General features: G+C 70.5%; 18 protein-coding genes. 4 read left to right on the top strand and 14 right to left on the bottom strand.

Annotated features, from left to right (window positions below):
* Window positions 1–23: 23 nt before the first annotated feature.
* The 6 genes from ACFWSK_RS27485 to ACFWSK_RS27460 form a co-directional block, all read right to left on the bottom strand.
* Complete coding sequence (locus ACFWSK_RS27485; RefSeq protein ID WP_383791605.1) at window positions 24–1436, bottom strand: FAD-dependent oxidoreductase; 1413 nt, start codon at window positions 1434–1436, stop codon at window positions 24–26.
* Window positions 1437–1527: 91 nt separating this feature from the next.
* Window positions 1528–1857, bottom strand: coding sequence for a (2Fe-2S)-binding protein (locus tag ACFWSK_RS27480; protein WP_383791602.1), 330 nt, complete (start codon window positions 1855–1857; stop codon window positions 1528–1530).
* Window positions 1858–1950: 93 nt separating this feature from the next.
* Window positions 1951–3117: an NAD(P)/FAD-dependent oxidoreductase gene (locus ACFWSK_RS27475; RefSeq protein ID WP_383791512.1), complete on the bottom strand. Its 1167-nt coding sequence runs from the start codon at window positions 3115–3117 to the stop codon at window positions 1951–1953.
* Between the two features lie 173 nt (window positions 3118–3290).
* Window positions 3291–5033 (bottom strand): pyruvate dehydrogenase, encoded by a 1743-nt coding sequence (locus ACFWSK_RS27470; RefSeq protein WP_383791510.1) that lies wholly within the window; start codon window positions 5031–5033, stop codon window positions 3291–3293.
* Window positions 5034–5098: 65 nt separating this feature from the next.
* Complete coding sequence (locus ACFWSK_RS27465) at window positions 5099–6643, bottom strand: protein phosphatase 2C domain-containing protein (protein ID WP_383791507.1); 1545 nt, start codon at window positions 6641–6643, stop codon at window positions 5099–5101.
* 113 nt (window positions 6644–6756) lie between these two features.
* Entirely contained in the window at window positions 6757–10524 is a 3768-nt protein-coding gene (locus tag ACFWSK_RS27460; protein ID WP_383791504.1) for a S8 family serine peptidase, read from the bottom strand.
* A 204-nt stretch (window positions 10525–10728) separates the two neighbouring features.
* On the opposite strand from ACFWSK_RS27460, the gene ACFWSK_RS27455 reads away from it, so the two are divergent.
* Entirely contained in the window at window positions 10729–11718 is a 990-nt protein-coding gene (locus ACFWSK_RS27455) for a helix-turn-helix domain-containing protein (protein WP_383791501.1), read from the top strand.
* Between the two features lie 91 nt (window positions 11719–11809).
* Entirely contained in the window at window positions 11810–12292 is a 483-nt protein-coding gene (locus ACFWSK_RS27450; RefSeq protein ID WP_383791497.1) for a DUF456 domain-containing protein, read from the top strand.
* A gap of 63 nt (window positions 12293–12355) precedes the next feature.
* On the opposite strand, the gene ACFWSK_RS27445 is transcribed toward ACFWSK_RS27450, so the two are convergent.
* Both ACFWSK_RS27445 and rsgA read right to left on the bottom strand, forming a co-directional pair.
* On the bottom strand, window positions 12356–13726 hold the full coding sequence (locus ACFWSK_RS27445; protein WP_383791599.1) for a DNA-3-methyladenine glycosylase 2 family protein: 1371 nt from the start codon (window positions 13724–13726) through the stop codon (window positions 12356–12358).
* 75 nt (window positions 13727–13801) lie between these two features.
* A complete protein-coding gene (gene rsgA / locus ACFWSK_RS27440; RefSeq protein ID WP_383791494.1) occupies window positions 13802–14956 on the bottom strand; it encodes a ribosome small subunit-dependent GTPase A in 1155 nt (384 codons plus the stop codon).
* A 357-nt stretch (window positions 14957–15313) separates the two neighbouring features.
* Here rsgA and ACFWSK_RS27435 point away from each other — a divergent pair, with 357 nt between their 5' ends.
* A complete protein-coding gene (locus ACFWSK_RS27435) occupies window positions 15314–15814 on the top strand; it encodes a DUF5949 family protein (protein ID WP_383791491.1) in 501 nt (166 codons plus the stop codon).
* A gap of 140 nt (window positions 15815–15954) precedes the next feature.
* Here the strand turns inward: ACFWSK_RS27435 and ACFWSK_RS27430 are convergent, their stop codons facing one another.
* The 6 genes from ACFWSK_RS27430 to ACFWSK_RS27405 form a co-directional block, all read right to left on the bottom strand.
* Window positions 15955–16365 (bottom strand): rodlin, encoded by a 411-nt coding sequence (locus ACFWSK_RS27430; RefSeq protein WP_383791488.1) that lies wholly within the window; start codon window positions 16363–16365, stop codon window positions 15955–15957.
* Between the two features lie 119 nt (window positions 16366–16484).
* Window positions 16485–16685 carry a hypothetical protein gene (locus tag ACFWSK_RS27425; RefSeq protein ID WP_383791485.1) on the bottom strand — a complete coding sequence of 67 codons (201 nt, stop codon included), beginning with the start codon at window positions 16683–16685 and terminating at the stop codon, window positions 16485–16487.
* A gap of 219 nt (window positions 16686–16904) precedes the next feature.
* Window positions 16905–17315: a rodlin gene (locus ACFWSK_RS27420; protein ID WP_383791482.1), complete on the bottom strand. Its 411-nt coding sequence runs from the start codon at window positions 17313–17315 to the stop codon at window positions 16905–16907.
* Window positions 17316–17500: 185 nt separating this feature from the next.
* Window positions 17501–17791 carry a hypothetical protein gene (locus tag ACFWSK_RS27415; protein ID WP_383791479.1) on the bottom strand — a complete coding sequence of 97 codons (291 nt, stop codon included), beginning with the start codon at window positions 17789–17791 and terminating at the stop codon, window positions 17501–17503.
* 269 nt (window positions 17792–18060) lie between these two features.
* Complete coding sequence (locus ACFWSK_RS27410; RefSeq protein ID WP_383791476.1) at window positions 18061–18294, bottom strand: chaplin; 234 nt, start codon at window positions 18292–18294, stop codon at window positions 18061–18063.
* A 227-nt stretch (window positions 18295–18521) separates the two neighbouring features.
* Window positions 18522–18923, bottom strand: a complete 402-nt coding sequence (locus ACFWSK_RS27405) for a rodlin (protein WP_383791473.1) — start codon at window positions 18921–18923, stop codon at window positions 18522–18524.
* Window positions 18924–19416: 493 nt separating this feature from the next.
* Between ACFWSK_RS27405 and ACFWSK_RS27400 the strand changes: the two genes are divergently transcribed.
* On the top strand, window positions 19417–20190 hold the full coding sequence (locus ACFWSK_RS27400) for a chaplin (RefSeq protein WP_383791470.1): 774 nt from the start codon (window positions 19417–19419) through the stop codon (window positions 20188–20190).
* The last annotated feature ends 42 nt before the right edge of the window (window positions 20191–20232 follow it).

The raw sequence follows: 20232 nt of genomic DNA, 5'->3' as shown, positions 1-20232 counted from the left end.
TGTGACAGTGAGAGGGCACGGGCTTACGAGCGGCGGTCCCCGCCTGCCCCACCGTCGGCCGCCTCAGCGAGCGTGGACAGCGGCACCGGGCAGGCGAAGGGGCGGCGGTCAGCGGTCGCGCCGGCGGCGGAAACACCTTCGGGGCAGGCGAGTTCGCGTACCGCGAAGCCACAGGTGCGCCCCTGGCACCAGCCCATTCCGGACCTGGTGAGGAGCTTGACGGTACGGGTGTCTCCTGCGCCGAGTTCGTCCACCGCCCGGCGGATCCCTCCGGCAGTGACCTCCTCGCACCGGCAGACCTCGGTGTCGTCGGCCAGCCATCCCCGCCAGCCGGATCCCGGCCGGTGCACGGCGCCCATCGCATCGGCGAAGGCCCGCATCCTGTGCCGGGTCCGGAGCAGCGCTCGGGTCCTGCCATAACGGCCCCGTCCCGTCGGAGCATCGGCCCCCCGTGCGTGGCGGATCACCGAGAGTGCGGCCAACTCCCCTTCTACAAAAGCTAATTGAGCCCCGCCGATGCCACCGACCTCCCCGGCGGCCCACACACCGGGCACGGTGGTCCGCAGCTGTTCGTCCAGGAGAAGGGCATGCGTGCCGTCGGTGCCGTCGCGGGTCGCACAGCCCAGGGCCGTCGCGAGTTCCAGCTGGGGTACGAGGCCGTGTCCCACGGCGAGGGCGTCGCAGTCGTACTGCCGCCCGGAACCCGGGACCGGTCGCCAGTCACCGTCCAGGCGACTGACGGTGACACCCCGCACCCTGTCGTTTCCATGAACGGCCGTCACCGCGCTGTGGGTCAGGACGCGTACACGGTGGCGCAGGAGAGCAGCCCCGTAGCGTGCGCCCTCCGCCAGCTTGCCGGGGTTGACGGCCAGCGCGTGAGGCGCCTTCGCGTACGCCCCGTACCCGGCCGCCTCGACCAGAAGCGGAACGTCGGCGCCCGCCTTCACCAGGGAGGCCGCGACCGCCTGGAGCAGCGGCCCGCTGCCTGCGACGACAATGCGTCGACCTGGCACAACCAGGCCGGACTTGAGCATGGCCTGCGCCCCCGCCGCTCCCACGACACCCGGCATGGTCCATCCAGGGAAGGGCAGCTGGCGCTCATGGGATCCCGTCGCCACCAGCAGATTGCGCGCCCCGGTGGCCGCCCGGCCCGTCCCCTCGGGCCCGGTGACCGCGTGCAGCATCCAGGCGTCCCCCGTGGCTTCGACAGCCCATACCTGGTGCCATGTGAAATGGCGTATCCGCCCGGCGCGACGATGCCGTTCGAACCGCCCGGCGAGCTTCTCGTACGCCGCCCAGTCGTGGTGCAGGGCCTGCGGCCGGGTGGCGCCGAGTGCGGGCGCCGGGGAGCGGTAGCACTGGCCACCGGTCGCCGCCGCGGCATCCAGCACGGTCACCGCGAGCCCGTGATCGGCCGCGGTGACCGCCGCTGTCATGCCGGCGGGTCCGGCTCCCACGACGGCCAGGTCCGCGAGCGCCACTTCGCCGGAGCGGAGTTGGCGTTCTCCCGCTCGCTCGGCACCTGGTTCACCGGAAGGGTTCGTCATGTCCGTCGCCCTTCTGTGTCGTGACCGTGTCGCCGGGGCGGGCGGGCAGGAGACATGCCCGTTGGTTGGGGCGGCCGTTGACGGTGGCCAGGCAGTCGAAGCAGGATCCGATGCCGCAGAATGCGCCCCGTGGATTCCCGTTCACCCGGGTTGTACGCCAGGCCAGTTGGCCGGCGGCCCAGAGCGCTGCGGCGATGCTCTGCCCGGGGAGGGCGCGGATCGGGCGCCCGTCTAAGAGGATCTCGAACTCCGGCTCTGGCACCGCCCCGACCAGTTCGGCGGCGTCGCGTGCGGGCCCGCGGCGGGATATCCGGCCGAATACGCGGCCGGACGGACGGCCTGGCGTGTGTGTCACAGGGGCTCCAGATCCATCGATTTCGGTACGGATTCCCCTGGGTGGGGTTCAAGCCGCCTCCCTGGAGCGGCCGAAGCGGTCGGGCCGGAACGGCGCGAGATCAAGTACGGGGGGCTCGCCCCGGAGCGTGTCGGCGATCAGCTTTCCCGTCGCAGGGGCCAGCCCGATCCCCGCGCCCTCGTGTCCACAGGCGTGGAACAGGCCCGGGGCCCGGGGATCGGGCCCGATCGCGGGAAGGTGGTCGGGCAGGTACGGGCGGAACCCGTGGTAGGCGCGCAGCAGCCGGACATCGGCCAGGACCGGGAACAGCGCGGCAGCCTGCGCAGCCAGCCTGCTGATGACGGGAACGGACAAGGAGTGGTCGTAGCCCACCCGTTCGCGGCTCGCGCCGATCAGTACAGGGCCGGACGGCGTCCCTTCCACCACGGGTGAGGTCTGGAGTGCGGCCGAACCGCTCGAGACGTCGGCCACGTACTCCGCGGCGTACACCTTGTGCCGGATCAGACGGGGCAGTGGTTCCGTGACAAGAACGAATCCCCTTCGCGGCATGACAGGCAGTTCCACCCCGGCCAGGGCCGCCAGTTCGCCGCTCCAGGTACCGGCGGCGTTGACCACGGCGGGGGCGTGCAGGTCCCTCCGGCCCGTACGTACGCCGCGCACGTTCCCCGCAGGGTTGGTGAGTACCGCGGTGACCTCCTCGCCCGCGTACAGTCGCGCGCCGGCATCGCGGGCCGCGCGGAGCAGGTGCGCTGCGGCGACGGCGGGCTGCACCTGGGCGTCCTGAGGGTAGTGGAAGCCGCCCGCCAGTCCAGGGGCCAGGTGTGGTTCGAGGTCTTGCAGGCCGTGCGATGTCACCGGGTACGCCATGACTCCCGCGGCACCCTGTCCATGCGCTGTGGCGGAGAGCGTCGCGAGGGATTCCTCGCCCGCAGCCACGACCAGGCCGCCCTTGCGCTCGAACTCGATGTCCGCCGGCAGTTCGTCGGCCAGTTCCTGCCAGAGGGCGCTGGAGATCAGTGCGAGTTCCAGCTCCGGGCCGGGCGCCTTGTCGGAGACGAGGAGGTTCCCCTCGCCGGCTCCGGTGGTGCCGCCCGCGACCGGCCCGCGGTCTATCACGGCGACGCGGAGCCCGGCCCGGGTCGCGTAGTAGGCACATGCGGCGCCGACGACGCCGGCTCCGACGATGACGACGTCCAGTGGCTGTCTCGTGAGCACGGCAGTAATATGTCACATTGCTCTGTGACCGCCAAGAGTGCGCACAACAGCGGTTCTTGACCGTCCGTCACCTGTTAATGGCCTCACCTATCCATGACGTCACCGAAGCGGGCGTGGCCCGAGCGCGCCCTCCACCACCCGCGACATCCATGCCGCCACTTCGCGATCCCTGGCTAGATACGGGGCACGTTACGGAGGTTGGAGCGGGCCATCTGGAGCATCCTGCCCACTCCCCCGTCCAGCACGATCTTGCTGGCGGACAGCGCGAAGCCGGACACCATATCGGCGCTGATCTTCGGCGGGATGGACAGCGCGTTCGGGTCGGTGACCACGTCGACGAGGGCGGGACCCTTGTGCTTGAAGGCGTCCTTGAGCGCGCCCTCCAGTTGCTTGGGCTTCTCCACACGGACCCCGTAGGCCCCGGCGGCCCTCGCGACGGCGGCGAAGTCCGGGTTCTTGTTCGTCGTCCCGAACGAGGGCAGTCCTGCCACCAGCATCTCCAGCTCGACCATGCCGAGGGACGAGTTGTTGAAGAGGACGACCTTCACGGGAAGGTTGTACTGGACCAGGGTGAGGAAGTCGCCCATGAGCATGGTGAATCCACCGTCACCGGACATGGAGACGACCTGCCGGTTTCGGTCCACGAACTGCGCGCCGATCGCCTGCGGCAGCGCGTTGGCCATCGAGCCGTGGCTGAACGAACCGATCACCCTGCGCTTGCCGTTCGGCGTCAGATAGCGCGCGGCCCACACGTTGCACATCCCGGTGTCGACGGTGAACACGGCATCGTCGTCGGCGAGTTCGTCGAGCACCGAGGCGACGTACTCGGGGTGGATCGGAACGTGCTTCTCGACCTTGCGGGTGTACGCCTTGACGACACCCTCCAGCGCGTCGGCGTGCTTCTTCAGCATCCGGTCAAGGAACTTGCGGTCGGTCTTGGCCTTCACCCGCGGAGTCAGACAGCGGAGGGTCTCGCGGACATCGCCCCAGACCGCCAGATCGAGCTTGGAACGCCGGCCAAGGCGCTCGGGACGCACATCGACCTGGACGATCTTCACATCGTCCGGGAGGAACGCGTTGTACGGGAAGTCGGTGCCGAGCAGGATGAGGAGATCGCATTCGTTGGTCGCCTCGTACGCGGCCCCGTATCCGAGCAGCCCGCTCATACCGACGTCGTACGGGTTGTCGTACTGGATCCATTCCTTGCCCCGCAGCGCGTGCCCGACCGGGGACTTCACCCGCTCCGCGAACTCCATGACCTCGGCGTGCGCGCCCGCGGTCCCGCTTCCGCAGAACAGGGTCACCCGTTTCGCCTCGTCGACCATTCGGCAGAGCTTCTCGATCTCCCCGTCCCCCGGCCTGACCGTAGGCCGGGAGGTGACGAGCGCGTGTTCGATCGACTTCTCCGGGGCCGGCCGGGAGGCGACGTCGCCCGGCATCGACACGACGCTGACGCCGCCCCGGCCGATCGCGTGCTGGATGGCCGTCTGGAGCAGCCTGGGCATCTGCTGCGGGTTGGAGATCATCTCGTTGTAGTGGCTGCACTCCTGGAAGAGCAGTTCCGGATGCGTCTCCTGGAAGTAGCCGAGCCCGATCTCGCTGGACGGGATGTGTGAGGCGAGAGCGAGCACCGGGGCCATGGAGCGGTGTGCGTCGTAGAGGCCGTTGATGAGGTGGAGATTCCCGGGCCCGCACGAGCCGGCGCAGGCCGCCAGACTGCCGGTGATCTGGGCTTCCGCACCAGCGGCGAACGCGGCGCTCTCCTCGTGCCTGACCTGGACCCAGTCGATGGCCGCATTACGCCGGATGGCGTCGACGACGGGGTTGAGGCTGTCGCCGACGACGCCGTACAGCCGCTTCACTCCCGCCCGCACGAGGATGTCGACGAACTGCTCCGACACGTTCTGCTTGGCCATGGGTGCGCACCCTCTCCGCTGTGCTCCGTGCTCTTCCGGAGTCCATCAACCCATGGCCCGTGCGATTACGCCTCCCAGACGGCTGCGCTCGTACGGTCGTCGGCGTACCCCTTGATGCGGAGCTGCGTGTCCGCGAGGTAGCCCGCCAGTCCCGGCGGACCGGCGGATGACCAACGCTCGGCGAGCTCCTCGGCGAGGGCGGGTTCGCCGCGCATCGGGTCGGCGAGGCCGTTGCCGCACAACAACAGCGTGTCACCCGGGCGGGCGACCGAGGCACGGAAGCGGAAGGGTTCCGACGGCGGCGGGACGGGGGCCTCGATGTACGGGGACGGGGGCGTGGTGATCTGGAGGTCCATGGTCAGCCGGTCCCCCTCGGGCCCCTCCTCGCTCGCCGCTCCGCCGGGCGGAGCGGAACCGAAGCCGACGACGGCCTCGCCGGTGAGGGCCCCGGCGTCCGGAACACGGGGTTCGAGGTCCTGCCACACACCGTCGCGGAGCCGGAAGAGCCCACCGGAGCCGACGCCGAAGAAGACCCGGGTCCTGCACTGCGGATCGGCCGACAGGAGGAGGCAGCGCAGGCCCACGGTGTATGCCTCCGGTTCGAGGCCGCGCTCGGCCGCGCGGGCGCGCAGCTTGCCGTAGGTGCGGTCGGTGAGGCGGTGCAGCCCGGATTTGAGGTCGCCGCGCCGGCCCGCCCTTATGTCGTCGGAGAGCCGGGCCTGGCTGCGGCCGACGGCGCCGCCGATCCACTGGACGGCGTCGGCGGCCGCGAGGTGCGCTCCTTCGGCGGCCCGCGCGCCGCCGGCGATCGCGACGAGGACGAGGGCGCTCTCCGCGGTGCCGAAGCGGGCGGTGAGCAGGGCGTCGCGGCGTGGTTCGCCCCGGAAGCGGGCGGAGTCGCCCCGTACGGAGGCGGCACGCAGCGTGTACGTCCCGTACCGCGCGCCGTCGAGCACGGTGTCGGGGACGAGCCCGTGCAGATCCAGGGAGCCGGAGGCGGGCAGGGCGGTGGGCTCGGCGTCGTAGGTGGGCGGCCGGTCACCTAGGTATTCGAGCGGAGGGCGGGACGCGGGGACCGCGACGGGATCGGGCACGGTGTCGGTGGCGGTGGCAGTGGCGGTGGCGGTATGGGCGGCGGGTTCCCGGTCGGCCGCGTCGGTGCTCACGGCGACCGCCGGAGGCGCCGGAGGCGCCGGAGGCGGAGGAGGCGGAGGGGACGGCACGGGCGGAGGTGCCGCGAAGCTGCGCGGCGGCGGGAATCCGGACGGCGGCTCCCAGGGAGCCCGGACCGCCATGACGGGCGGCGCCTTGGCGGGCCGCTCCGGCTCGGGGTCCGATTCCGGCTCGGGCTCCCGTTTCAGCTCGGGCTCCCGTTTCAGCTCGGACTCCAGCTCCGGCTCGGGCCGCAACTCCGGCACCGGCACCGGCACCGGCTCCAGGTCGGAGTCCCTGCGGTCCACCGCTGGACCCACCGCATCCGACGCGGAGTCGAAGCGGTCGTCGAGACTGTCGGCCGCGCTGCTCGGACCGGTGTCCGGCGCGGTCTCGTCGTACAGCCTGCGCCACCAGTCGTCCTCATGGGCGGCGGGCCGATCCCCCTGCTGACTCATGCCCTTATTGTCCACCGCGAGAGGCGCACGAAAACGGGTCATCCGCAAAAAGAGGTCCACCGGGCGGCCCCACCCCCCACGGGAGGGACGCCCGGCGTACCGGTCGGACGTGGTCAGCGCACGGCGTACGCGGCGACCACGGTCTGAATGACGGAGTTGCCCTTGGCGTCCGTCAGTTCAGTCTTGAGAGTGACGTTCTCACCCGTGGCGCCCGTGTGGTCGACGCTCGCGCTCCACCGGCCGTCCTTGCGGGCGGTGGTGGCCTCCGACCACGTCGTACCTTCGTCGTACGAGTAGGAGACCTTGGCCGCCGTCAGCTCGCCGGGGGTGTAGCCCGCGTGGCCGGTGACGCTCAGGCCGATCTTCTGACCATCCTGTGCCGCCAGGGTCTTCAGCCCGTCCGTCTCCAGGTCGTAGTGTGGGAAGAGCAGCGGAATGCCCTGCGAGTACACGTTCTCGTCCCGCGCCGAACGGAACTTCCACGTGGTCTCGGTACGGGTCGAACGCTTCCAGACAGCGGCCGGCTGACCGGTCTTGAACGTCATCATGGTGAGCTCGTACGCCGCGTCCCCGGCCGGGACCGTGAACACCCCGGAAGGCCAGCCGGACTGGCCGAGCACCTCACCACCGCTGGTGAGCGTCATGCTGCCCAGGTCTCCGAAGGAACCCTGCATACCGCCGTGTTCGCTGTCCGCCCAGAAACCGGGGGCGACTCCGATCAGGTTGTCCTGACGCTCGGCGGCGAGCTGCTGATCGCCCTGTGTGCTGAGCGGAGTCGACGGGCCGAGGATGCCCCGGTACCAGTTCTCGCCGCGCTGCTGGCCGGCCTTGTACGTACGGGGACGGTCGAACATGGTCTCGCCCCAGGGGAAGCTGGAGGAGAGGTACCGCTCCCAGCCGGTGTCGCCCGCCGAGTAGTACTCGGTGCGCTTGCCGGGGGCAGCGACGGTGTCGAACATCCCGATGGAGAAGCGTGCGCCGTACGGCCGGCCCACGACCATCGAGTCGACGTAGTCGGCAGCAACGCCCATCGCCTCGTACGTGGCGGTGGACTTGCCGAGCTTGCTGTCACGGACGGCGTACGTACGGTCCGAGGTGACCGGGCCGGTCTCGGGGAAGCCCAGGTTGTAGACGAACGGGCTGACGGCAGTGCCCTTCCAGCGCAGCGTCACGGGGCCGTCGGCGAGGGCGGCGGTCAGGCCGGCGGCCTCGTCCGCCTCGACTCCGAGGGAGGGCAGTGGCGCCTGGCCGAAGCCGACGGACGGCAGCCAGGGGCCGGCGGACGGGCGGTGCACAATGATCGCCTTCGCGCCGGCGGCCTTGGCGTTCCGCGCCTGGACGCTCATGTACCCGTCGTCGGCGACCTTCACCAGGGCGATCTTGCCCGTGACATCGGCGGCCGTCAGCTCGGCGGGGGTGCCGGTTCCCGCGTCGACGAGCTCGGCCTCTCCCGCACCGTCGAGGTTGACGGAGCCGGTGCTCGCCACCCGCGGATGCAGTTCGGCGCCGCCGACGACCGAGAGCTTCTCGATCAGCGGAGCGTACGCACGCCAGTAACTGGCGAACTCGAAGTCGCCGTCGCTCGCCCTGCCCTGAATGTCGACCACGTAGTTCTTGATGGCGCGGCTGCCGCTGATGGATCCCGAGTGCAGCCAGACGTCGTCCCAGCTGCGGCCGAAGGTGAGCGTCGTGGAGCGGTTCTCGGACTCGCGCCCCTCCGTCCGCACCTGGACCCGGTGGGCCTTGCGGGCGTCCAGCACCAGGGTGGTGTCCTTGGTGAGGTTCAGCTGCGGCCTGGCGAGGTAGCCGACGGACTCGACCATCCTGCCGGTGGCGTCCTTGGGGTCGGGCGAGGTGACGAAGCCGGAGACGAAGTACGCGCCGGGGCGCAGTTGGTACACCTGGTCGGCGGCGCCGTCGTTGAAGCGGCGCTCACCGGTGGCGGTGTCGGTCCCGATGACGTCGAGCGAGGAGGAGCCGGCCGCGGGCTCGCCGGTGCGGTCGACGAGCTTCACGCGCAGCGTGACGGTCTCGGCGCCGACGTACAGCGAGAACGGGGTGGAGACCTTGACGCCACCCGAGGCCGTGGCCAGGACGCGTCCGGTGACGTCGCCGTACTGGCTGCGGGCGAGGTGCGCGGTCGGGTCGACCGTCAGGGGGACCGTGACGGTGGCGCCGGCCGGGACGGTGACGGTGCGTTGGCCGAGCCGGGCGACGGCCGAGCGGACGGCGGTGCCGTCGTTGCCGGTGACGCCCGCGACGCTCAGGGAGAGCTTCACCGGCGTGGTGCCTTCGTTGGTGTACGGGACGTCGACGGTGGTGCGGTGGCTCGCGTCCTGCGGCCAGTTGAAGGTGCCGCCCTGGACGGCGGGGGCGCCCGTGACGCGGGTGTCGATGGCGGCCTTGACGTCGAGCCGGCCGGCGCCGGTCTCGCGTACGTCGCCGGAGATGTCGCTCTTGGCCGAAGAGACGAGTGCTGCCTTGACCTGCTGCGCGGTCCAGTCGGGGTGACGCTGCTTCACGATGGCCGCGGCGCCCGCGACGTGCGGGGTGGCCATCGACGTTCCGGACATGGACTGGTAGGCGTACGGGCCGCGGCCGCCTGCCGCGGCGGCCGAGATGGCGACGCCGGGAGCGGCGATCTCGGGCTTGAGGGTGTGCGAGACGATCGCGGGGCCGCGGCTGGAGAACTGCGCGGTGGAGTCGTCGCGGTCGACGGCGCCGACGGTCAGCACGCCGGGGGCGCAGCCCGGCGAGGAGACGGTGTTCAGTGCGGGGCCGGCGTTGCCGGCCGCGACCACGAACAGGGTGTCCTTGCTCTGGGCGAGTTCTTCGGCGGCGAGGCTCATCGGGTCGGTGCAGTCGGTGGGTGTGGGGCTGCCGAGGCTCATCGAGACGACATCGGCCTTGTTGTCCACGGCCCACTGCATGCCTGCGATGATCCAGGACTCGGCGCCGGACCCGTAGTCGTTGAGGACCTTGCCGACGAGGAGGTCCGCCCCGGGGGCGACGCCCTTGTTCTTGCCGTCGCTCGCCGCGCCGCTGCCGCCGACGGTGGAGGCGGTGTGGGTGCCGTGGCCCTGGCGGTCGTCCGTGGTGTCGGAGTCCGTGAAGTTCTCGGAACCGGCGATCCGGCCCTTGAGGTCGGGGTGCTCGGCGTCCGCGCCGGTGTCCAGGACGGCGACCTTGGTGCCCTTGCCGTCGTAGCCGGCGGCCCGGGCGAGGTCGGCGCCGACCTGCTTCGTCGACCTGTCGAGGCTGGCCTCGACCTGCCGGTCGAGCCAGAGCTTCTTGAGTCCGGCGGCCGAGCGCGAGCGCGTGCCGGTGACATCGGCCCAGAAGGCGGCGGTCTGCTTCTTGTCGGCCTTGAGCGCGACGCCGTCGATGGCCGCGAGATCCACTCCGCGCTTGGCGCCGCGCGGGGTGACCGGAGTGCTGCGCGCGGCCTGCCCGGTGTACGTGGCGATCAGCGGGACCGTCGGGGAGTGGGCGTCGTCGTAGCCCTGGCGGACGAGACCGGTGACGTTGAAGAGTTCCTCGTCGACCGTTCCGGCGGCGAGGGCTCCGACGGCGGACTCCGGGTAGACGTACAGATCCGTGCCCGACCGGCGGGTCTGGACGAGGGGGAGGGTGCCGTCCTCACGGGGCAGGGCCGTGGCGGACGCGGTTCCCTCGCGGTCGGTGCTCACCAGGACCTGGTCGCCCGTGACGAGCGTGACGGTGACCGGCTTGGCGTCCTCGGTGACCGCGGCCGCGCTGCCGGTCAGGGGTCTGTTGGTAGCCGCATCGTCCTGTGGCGACGCCACGGACGGTGCGGTCGCGGTGACGGCCAGGACGGCGGCGGTGGCCACTCCCAGCGCCGTACGCGATATCGGGCGCATCGCTCTCCCCAGGTCATTCCGGATCGAAGCAGCACAAGGCGCCACGTCCCAGAGGTGTTTGGTGCTGCGGTGGCGCCACATTGACAGAGTGGCCACCGGTACGGGGGATGATGTCTGCGGCGGGTTTACGCCGTGGCCTTTTTCCGCCACGCAGGCCGTCAGGAACGCACGTTGTGCGACCACAACGCCCGGGGAGGGTCGAGGATGCTGTCTGCGATAGGTCTCGACGAGAGACAGGAAGCGACGTACCGCGCGCTTGTCGCCGCGGGGGCGGCGGAGGTCTCCGACCTCGCGCACCGACTGGCGCTCCCGCAGACGGATACCGAACGGGCGCTGCGCCGGCTGGAGCACCAGGGCCTCGCGGCCCAGTCGTCGGCACGGCCGGGGCGCTGGGTCGCCGCCCCGCCCGGGGTGGCTCTGGGCGCCCTGCTCATCCAGCAGCGGCACGAACTGGAGCAGGCGGAGCTGGCGGCCGCCCTGCTCGCCGAGGAGTACCGGGCGGAGGCGAGCGAGCCCGCCGTGCACGATCTGGTGGAGGTGGTGACCGGCGCGAGCGCGGTGACCCATCGTTTTCATCAGCTGCAGCTCGGCGCGGTGTCGGAGGTCTGCGCCCTGGTCACCGGGAAGCCGATCGCGGTGAGCGGCATGGAGAACGAGTCCGAGGAACGGGCGGCGAACCGTGGGGTGTCCTACCGCGTCGTGGTCGAGCGCGAAGTGCTGGCGCTGCCGTCGGGAATCCTGGAGCTTTCGGCCGCCCTGAGCCGCAACGAGCAGTGCCGGGTGGTCGACCGGGTGCCGACGAAGCTGGTCGTGGCCGACGGCAGTCTCGCCATGGTGCCGCTGACGGGACGCGGGGCGGAGCCGGCCGCGCTGGTCGTCCACGCCAGCGGGCTGCTGGAATCGCTCATGGGTCTGTTCGAGGCGGTGTGGCGGGACGCGATGCCGCTGCGGCTCGGTGAGAGCGGCTGGGTGCAGGAGGAGACGACCGGGCCCGATCCGACCGATCTGGAGATCCTGTCGCTGCTGCTGGCCGGGCTGACGGACGCGAGCGTGGCGAAGCAGCTTGATCTGGGGCTGCGGACCGTCCAGCGGCGGGTCAAGGGCCTGATGGAACTGACCGGGGTGTCGACGCGGCTGCAGCTGGGCTGGCACGCGTACGAACGGGGCTGGGTGGCCCGTACGCCACGGGCCTGACCGCACGGCCGCGCACCCCCCAGGACCTGCCGGGACCCCCTCGGACCTGCGCTGACAGGCGGGACGCGGCGGGTTCCGGCAGGCTGGAGGGATGGGTGTGTGGCAGCTCGTCGCCGTCGGCGTGGTCATGCTGCTCGGGCTGGTCGGCGTGCTCGTGCCTGGCGTGCCGGGGCCGGCGATGGTCTGGGCCGCCGTGCTGTGGTGGGCCCTGACGGACGTGAGCCAGGACGCCTGGGTCGTACTGATCGGAGCAACGGCCCTGCTCCTGTTGAACCAGGCACTCAAACCGCTGCTGCCACCGCGCCGGCCTGCCGCGTCGGGGGCGCCGCGCAAGACCCTGACGCTCGGCGGCGTCGCGGCCATCGCCGGGTTCTTCGTCGTGCCGGTGGTGGGTGCGGTCGTGGGGTACGTCGGAGCGATCTACGGTGCGGAGCGGCTCAGGCTGGGCAGCCGGGGCGCGGGCTGGGCGTCGGTGCGCTCCGTCATGCGTGCGACCGGCTACTCGGTACTGGTGGAGCTGTTCGCCTGCCTGCTGGTGGCGGGCGCGTGGCTGGTCGCCGTCATCTGGGGCTGACCCCGGTCGCCCCCACCCTGTCCCGGCAGCCGCCGCACCCCGGTGGGGTTTACCCGCCCTGCGTCAGGCGGGCAGGGCCTGACCGGCGAGTTCCCGATGGCGTACGGCGTACGAGCGCCAGGGCCGCCACGCCGCGTTTCCCGGTGTCCCGTCCGGGTCCACATCGGGATCGCCCAGCGCCCGCATCCTGATCAGGGCCGCCGCCCTGCGGCCGATTCCGGGGAGTCGTAGCAGCGCCTCTTCGGCAGCGTCCCGGTCCGTGCCGGCGTCGAGCCGCACCTCGCCGTCCGCCAGTGCGGTGGCCAGGCCGCGCAGTGCCGGGCCCCCCGCGCTGCCGGCCAGCGCGCCGGGCTCCGGAAAGAGATGGGTGAGGCCGCCGCAGGGCACGTCGAGGACCTTTCCGTACCGCTCGACCAGTTCTTCGGCCTCCGCACGGCCCACCAGCGTCCGTACGGCGAACTCGTCCGGGTCGGCGGCGCCGGGCGAGCGCAGCCCGGGGCGGGCGGCGACCAGCGGCGCGAGCTGTGGATCGGCGCCGAGTGTCTCCGCGACGGCGCAGGGGTCGGCGTCCAGGTCGAGCAGCCTGCGCAGCCGCTGTACGGCGGTCGTGAGGTCGCGGAGATCGGTGAGGTGGATGCGGGCCTCCAGCCACGGCCCGGCGGACTCCTCGTCGACGGCGACGATGCCGGCCCCGTAGGGCAGCGTCAGGGTGCGCCGGTACGTGCGGTGCCCCGGCACGCCGCTGATCTCCTCGATCCGCGCGACCGTGTCGGCGGCGAGCAGGTCGAAGACCTCGCGGGCCGCGTACGGTCCCCGGTGGGCGAGCCGGAGCGGAACCCCGGCCCGGCTCCCGTCCCGGACGCCGCCGCCCAGACCCGTCCCCGACTCGGCGCGCAGGGCGCTGGGGGTACGGGCGTAGATCTGCCGGATCGTGTCGTTGAACTGGCGCACGCTGGCGAAGCCGGAAGCGAAGGCGATGTCGGTGACCGGCAGATCCGTGGTCTGGAGGAGGACGCGCGCGGTGTGGGCGCGCTGGGCCCTGGCGAGTGCGACGGGACCGGCTCCCAGCTCGGCGTTGAGCTGGCGCTGTACCTGCCTGGGGCTGTAGCCGAGCCGGCCGGCGAGACCGGGGACGCCTTCCCGGTCCACCACACCGTCGCCGATCATGCGCATGGCACGGCCGACGACGTCGGCGCGCACGTTCCACTCCGCGGAGCCGGGCACGGCGTCGGGCCGGCAGCGTCTGCAGGCCCGGAACCCGTTGCCCTGCGCCGCGGCGGCGGTCGGGTAGAACCGCACGTTCTTACGTTTGGGAGTGACGGCGGGGCAGCTCGGCCGGCAGTAGATGCCGGTGGTCGCGACGGCGAAGAAGAACTGTCCGTCGAACCTGGCGTCGCGGCTGCTCACCGCCTCGTACCTGGTCTGTTCGTCCATCACACCGTCCAGTGTGCGGCACCTGCCGGTGCCGCACTCGCGGTATTCGGACGTCGAATCCGGTACGGCCACCCGCTACCGGATCCGCCCCCGCTTGAAGTCCATGGCGGCCCGCCCCTCGGCACCCCTGCGCTTCCATTCGCGCATGGTTTCCGAGCGGAGCCGGGCGTCGGTCTTGGCCGCGATCCGGTGGTTCTCCCGGAGGAGCTTGCGGTAGCTGTCGAGGCGCCGCTCGGACAGCGTCCCGTCCCCGATCGCGGCGAGGACCGCACAGCCCGGTTCGGCCTCGTGGGCGCAGTCGTGGAAGCGGCACTGCTGCGCCAGGTCCTCGATCTCGGAGAAGACCTGGCCGACACCGGCCTCCGCGTCCCAGAGCCCGACCCCGCGCAGACCGGGGGTGTCGATGAGCACGCCACCTTCCGGCAGGACGAGGAGGTTACGGGTCGTGGTGGTGTGCCGGCCCTTGCCGTCGACGTCACGGGCGGCCTTGACGTCCATCACGTCCTCGCCGAGCAGGGTGTTGGCGAGGGTCGACTTGCCCGCGCCGGAGATCCCGAGCAGCACGCTCGTACCTCCGGAGACGACGGCACGGAACACGTCGATGCCCTCACCGGTAGCCGAGCTGACGGGCAGCACCTGCACGCCGGGCGCGATCCCCTCGATGTCCTGGACGAGATGGGAGAGCGTGGCGACGTCCGGCACCAGGTCGGCCTTGGTCAGCAGCACGACCGGCTGGGGGTCGGCCGCACCGGTCGCGCCGCTGTCGCCGAGGAGCGCGTCACCGCTGGAGCTGGACATGGCGAGCGCGAGGAACCGCTCCAGGCGTCCCAGGTCGAGTTCGACCGCGAGCGAGACGCAGATGACGATGTGGTCGATGTTGGTGGCGAGCACCTGCCCTTCGGAACGCTGCGTCGATGTCGAGCGCACGAAGGCCGTACGCCGCGGCAGCAGCGTCCGCACGAACTGCGGGTCACCGTCGGGGTCGACGGCCACCCAGTCGCCCGTGCAGATGACCCGCATCGGGTCACGCGGCACCACGAAAGCGGTGTCCGCCCGCATCGGGCCGTTCGGGGTGACGAGGTCGCACTGACCGCGGTCCACCCGCACCACACGGCCGGGAAGCAGACCCTGCTCGGCGTACGGGGCGAATGCGGCGGCCCAGTCCTCGTCCCAGCCGTACGGGGACAGCACGTGCGACGAGGTCGGAACCGGAAGAGAGGAGAAAGACAAGGGAAACCCTTCGAAGGGCGGCCCCGGCACCGCGTACACGACGCGGAAGAAGGTGAAAGAAGGTCAGCCGGTGGCCACGGGGGTGAGAACGATGCACTTCTGGCTGTGGGCAGCGCCCATCGCGACGACAGTCATCAATGTCCTCACCTCCTGGTTCTTCACGGCTGACGCACATGGCCGAGCGTTCCCGGCCCTCTGTGCGGACGTGTCCAACCATAGCCCGGAGCCACTGGCCGGCGTCAACGGAATTCTCCGCAGGACCGATCGGAGACGTTCCGTCGGAGTTATCCCGAAGGCTTCCCCGATCGGGTGATACGGGTGCACAACGACCGGTCTCAGGCCGTTATGGTGCCGAGCATGACCACACCCCAGACCGCCACCGGCACGTTCACACAAGCCCAGTTGGGCACCCAGATCCTGATCGGCTGGAGCGGCCGGCACCCCGAGGGCGACCATGACGTCGCCTTCCTGCTCACCTACTCGCTCGGCGACGGGCAGGACGGCCCGGAGGCCGGAGAGGCGGCCATGCGCACCGCGCTGGAGCGCAGCGGCCTCACCGTCGGCGGCGGTCTCACCAGGGCGTCCGAGACGCCCGGCCTCCCGGTGAAGCTCCTCGTCCAGGCCGGCCAGGCCGTCCTGACAATGCCGCACTTCAAGGCGCAGTACCAGGTGCCCCCGGAGTGGCTGGCAGCCGCGGACGCCCAGGGCGAGGTCTACGGGATGTTCGCCACCCGCCCGTGGCCGGAGGCCGTTCCGGGACAGCCGGTGAGCGAGGAGATGCTGCGTTCGTTCGCGGCGGACGAGGAGGTCGTCAGGACGTCCGCGCTGTGCCTCCTGCCGGTGAGCAGCCTGGGCTGACCGGCCCCTTTCCCGTTCCCGTACGCGTACGACGATGCCCACCACCCCCCGTGGAGTGGTGGGCATCGTCGTACGCGGTGGCGCACAAGGAAGCGCGGGCGGCCCGGAACGTGTCCCGGCCGCCCGCGCGACGGGGAGCGTCAGTTGTTGCCGGCGCCGTTGCCCGAGAGCACCGGGATGTCGTCCAGGATGTGCGACAGAGCCTCGTCACCCTTGGCCTGGGTGGAGTTCTCGGTGCACTGCTGGTTCTGCGGCGAGGACAGGACGTTGATGTCCTGGACCGCGACCGGCACGAGCAGGCCGACGAGCGAACCGACGTTGGCCTTGGCCGGCAGAGCGATGCACGCCTTGTTCAGCGTGCCCTGCACCAGCTGGGTGTTCGGGCTCCAGTCACCCTTGGTCACGGCGTTGCCGAACGCCTGCGAGGCGCCGTTGCCGTTGACCGACGTGGTGCCCCCGTCGTTGCCGATCGCCATGGCCGAGGGGGCCGCAGCGGCGGACAGACCGACCAGGGACACGGCCACTGCCGCGCCGGCCATCATCTTCTTCATCAAGCTTCACCTTTCGGAGCGTCCCGTTGTGGAACGTACTGATCAACCCCATTCGGAGGTTTCAGTTCCGCAGGACCACTCAAATGGATTTGTTCCGGCGCAAGGTGGACGCTTCGTGTTCACTCACGGCCGGCTTCTCCGGAACTGCGGGCGGCCGGGACGAAGCCGCCCATGGGGCGCGGCACGGGGTGGGGCGGGGCGCCCGGGGCGATGCTGCGACCGGCCGCGCACCATTCGGCGAACAGGCGGTCGTAGATCGGTGTGCTGTCCTCCGCGGGCCTCTGGCCGCCCGGCGGGCGTTGACTGTCGTACTGATCCATGAAGGGCCTTTACCCCGTCCGGCGAATCGGGGCAGCCTGCCCCTGGGCCATCCGGCCCAACCCCCGGACGCACGACGTGGGGCCAGTCCACCCCGGCCGCCGAGATCGGCAGCCGTACGGATGAACTGGCCCCACGTGTAACGCACTTCGGACAGACACATTCCGGGCCGGCCCCGATGAGCTCGAGGGTCAGCGGCGGGAGCCCGGAGCTACGCGACTTCAGTTGTTGCCGACACCGTTGCCGGACAGCACCGGGATGTCGTCCAGGATGTGCGACAGAGCCTCGTCACCCTTGGCCTGGGTGGAGTTCTCGGTGCACTGCTGGTTCTGCGGCGAGGAGAGGACGTTGATGTCCTGGACCGCGATCGGCACGGCGCCGATGAGCGAACCGACGTTGGCCTTGGCCGGCAGGCCGATGCAGGGCTTGTTCAGCGAACCCTGGATGAGCGCGAACTGCGGGCTCCAGTCGCCGTGCGTGGCGGAGTTGCCGAACGCCTGCGAGGCGCCGTTGCCGTTGATCGACGTGGTGCCGCCGTCGTTGCCGATGGCCATGGCGGAGGGGGCCGCCGCGGCGGAGACACCGACGACCGAAGCAGCGACAGCTGCCGAAGCCAGAATCTTCTTGATCATTAATAACCCTTCCGAGGTATTCTCTTGCCCGCCTGTCCGGAGCGTCCTGATCAACTCGTTCAGGCGGGTTTAGTTATGCTCATTCACTCGAACGGTGCTTGTTCGTCCGGGCTGCCACCGGAGTCGGCGTACCCGCGCACCGGAGGAATGCAGATCTGTAAAGGAATTGCCGTCGCGCCGACGGATCAGCCGCCGAGGGGCACGCCGCCGAGCAGCGGGGCGGCACCCTGGGCCGCACCGGTGGCCTCGCCCGCCAGCTTGCCGACGGCGCCGTCCTCCTGCACCGAATCGGCGGCACCGCCGACCGTGTCGACCAGCGGGTCGACGGCCTGCGGGGCGGCGGCCGTGACCTGGTTCAGGCCGCTGTCGAGGCTGAAGTTGGGGGCCGTGGCTTCAGTGACGGCGAAGGCGGGAGCAGCCGTTCCGAGAGCAACCACGGAACCGGCAATGAACGCAGCGGTCTTCGCGTACTTCACTTTCAGGTTCCCTTCTGCAGCGGCATCTGTTTCGGTCGCGTTCCCGCGCCGCACGAGCCTTCTTTAGCTGTGACTTCTGCCGCTTTCAAAAGGAGTAACGATCAAGCAGCGAACCGGAAACTGCATTCTGTCGGTTTTCTCGGCCTGTTCCGGTTTTCCTGGCGGAATCAGGTTTTCCTGGCGGAATCAGGTAAAACGGAGCGGGCCCCGGATCGCGTGTGCGATCCAGGGCCCACCGATGGCGAGCGATCAGCTCAACCCGCCACCGTTCAGTGGTTGATGCAGGTGTTGCCGAAGGCCGGGTTCAGCAGACCGATGACGTTCACGGTGTTGCCGCAGACGTTGATCGGAATGTGGATCGGAACCTGCACGACATTGCCGGACAGAACGCCCGGGGAGTGTGCGGCGACGGCCTCGGCGCCGGAGTCGGCCATGGCCGGCGCGGCGGCGCCCATCGCCATGAGAGTTCCGGCGGCAACGGCGGCAACCTTGGTGTACTTCACTTTTCGTCCCTTTCTTGCAGCGGAGTCCGGAGCGGTCACGTCTTTCGTGCCGCACGAGCGCTGTCCTGATCGCCCGTAACTCCGAAGCTGTAATCCGTAACGACCTGCGGCCGAGATCGAAACTCACTTCTGAGCAGATTCTCGGAAAATCCCTCGATTGGCACAGCAGCAGGCCCGGGCCGCTCGGAGGAGGAATGCCGGCGGTCCGGGCCTGCGGTGCGGCCGGGTCAGCTGTTGTGGGCGCCGTTCCCGGACAGGACCGGAATGTTGTCCAGGATGTGCGACAGCGGCTCGTCACCCTTGGCCTGGGTGGAGTTCTCGGTGCACTGCTGGTTCTGCGGCGAGGACAGGACGTTGATGTCCTGGACCGAGATCGGCACAAGCCCGATGAGCGAGCCGACGTTGCCCTTCAGCGGCAGACCGACACACGGCTTGTTGAGCGAGCCCTGGACCAGACCGAACTGGGGGCTCCAGTCACCGTGCGTCTCGGCATTGCCGAACGCCTGCGAGGCGCCGTTGCCGTTGACCGAGGTCGTTCCTCCGTCGTCGCCGATCGCCATGGCCTGCGTAGCCGAGAGACCGAGGACGGAGGCGGCGACGGCACCCGTAGCCAGAACCTTCTTGATCACGATTAACCCTTCTCGTACCGATTGCCCCGTGCCGGAGCGCCCTGCCCAACTCACGGCGGCACGTTTGGTTCCGCGCGTTCACCCGAATGCCGCAGGCTCCGTCGCACCGGCCCGGGTGCCCATCGTTTCTTCAGCCGTGCGTTCGTACGCCTACTGTTCGTGAAGAAATCGCGACCAGGACACCGGAACGGCCGCGGCCGAACGCGGGGCGGTACATCCGCGCGCTCACCGGCCCGGGGCCGGTGTTCAGTCCGCATAATTTCCCGTGTTCAGGGGCACGTCCCCTCCCGCACCCCACGAATCACCCGCCTGGACCGAACGCGCGTACGTCATCCGTCGGGGTGGTTACATAATTTCCACGCATCTTCGAGTTTCCCGCGCATCCCCCGTTCGTTATGGGTTTCGTCCAGCGTGCAGTTGGATCGCCCACACGGAATGTCCTGTGGAATGTCCTAGGAAAGGACAAGTAATGCGGCAGGTTTTGAATAAAAGCATGATCGTCATGGCGGCGGCTTCGGGCATTCTGTCCGCGGCCGGCGGTTATGCACATGCCGACGCCTCGGCCGATGGCGCCGCTGTCGGTTCGCCGGGCGTCGGTTCGGGCAACGCCGTGCAGGTACCGGTGCACGTCCCCGTCAACCTCTGTGGCAACACGGTCAACGTGATCGCCCTGCTGAACCCCGCGTTCGGCAACACGTGCGCGAACGTCGACTCGGGCAAGGGCGACCACGGCGGCGACCACGGCGGCGACTACGGCGGCGACTACGGGGACAACGGCGGCGGCGACTACGGGAACGGCGGCGGTGCTTCGCAGGGCGGTGCTTCCGCCGACGGGGCGGCCACCAACTCCCCCGGTGTCCTGTCGGGCAACCTGGTCCAGGCCCCCGTACACGTCCCGGTCAACGCCTGCGGCAACACCATCGATGTCGTCGGCGCGCTGAACCCCGCGGCCGGCAACAACTGCGCCAATGTCAGCGGTCCGGACCACCAGCCCCCGACGGAGCCGCCGACCGAGGAGCCGCCGACCGAGGAGCCGCCCACCGGCAAGCCGCCGGTGGAGGAGCCCCCGGCCCACCAGCCGCCGCCCGTGGAGCCGCCGGCCAACGAGCCCCCCGCCGGCCCGCCGGCCGCGCAGCCCCCCGCCGACCACGGCCCGCAGCTCGCCGAGACCGGCTCGGCCGATCTCGGTCTGGCTGCCGGTGCCAGTGCAGTGCTGATGCTCGGCGGCGCGGTGCTGCTGCGCCGCACCCGCGGCTCGCAGAACTGAGCCCAGTCACCGCAGCGGCGGCAGGGGCCGTCCGGACAGCGT

Source organism: Streptomyces sp. NPDC058620, from assembly GCF_042717135.1.
In the GTDB taxonomy this organism is placed as follows: Bacteria; Actinomycetota; Actinomycetes; order Streptomycetales; family Streptomycetaceae; genus Streptomyces.
This window is presented reverse-complemented; position numbering and strand designations above follow the sequence as displayed.

Coding starts and splice junctions, on each gene's coding strand:
- ACFWSK_RS27485 (WP_383791605.1), bottom strand. CDS start 1,436: ATGACAGCGGCGGTCACCGCGGCCGATCACGGGCTCGCGGTGACCGTG.
- ACFWSK_RS27470 (WP_383791510.1), bottom strand. CDS start 5,033: ATGGCCAAGCAGAACGTGTCGGAGCAGTTCGTCGACATCCTCGTGCGG.
- ACFWSK_RS27465 (WP_383791507.1), bottom strand. CDS start 6,643: ATGAGTCAGCAGGGGGATCGGCCCGCCGCCCATGAGGACGACTGGTGG.
- ACFWSK_RS27460 (WP_383791504.1), bottom strand. CDS start 10,524: ATGCGCCCGATATCGCGTACGGCGCTGGGAGTGGCCACCGCCGCCGTC.
- ACFWSK_RS27455 (WP_383791501.1), top strand. CDS start 10,729: ATGCTGTCTGCGATAGGTCTCGACGAGAGACAGGAAGCGACGTACCGC.
- ACFWSK_RS27450 (WP_383791497.1), top strand. CDS start 11,810: ATGGGTGTGTGGCAGCTCGTCGCCGTCGGCGTGGTCATGCTGCTCGGG.
- ACFWSK_RS27445 (WP_383791599.1), bottom strand. CDS start 13,726: ATGGACGAACAGACCAGGTACGAGGCGGTGAGCAGCCGCGACGCCAGG.
- ACFWSK_RS27435 (WP_383791491.1), top strand. CDS start 15,314: ATGACCACACCCCAGACCGCCACCGGCACGTTCACACAAGCCCAGTTG.
- ACFWSK_RS27430 (WP_383791488.1), bottom strand. CDS start 16,365: ATGAAGAAGATGATGGCCGGCGCGGCAGTGGCCGTGTCCCTGGTCGGT.
- ACFWSK_RS27425 (WP_383791485.1), bottom strand. CDS start 16,685: ATGGATCAGTACGACAGTCAACGCCCGCCGGGCGGCCAGAGGCCCGCG.
- ACFWSK_RS27420 (WP_383791482.1), bottom strand. CDS start 17,315: ATGATCAAGAAGATTCTGGCTTCGGCAGCTGTCGCTGCTTCGGTCGTC.
- ACFWSK_RS27400 (WP_383791470.1), top strand. CDS start 19,417: ATGATCGTCATGGCGGCGGCTTCGGGCATTCTGTCCGCGGCCGGCGGT.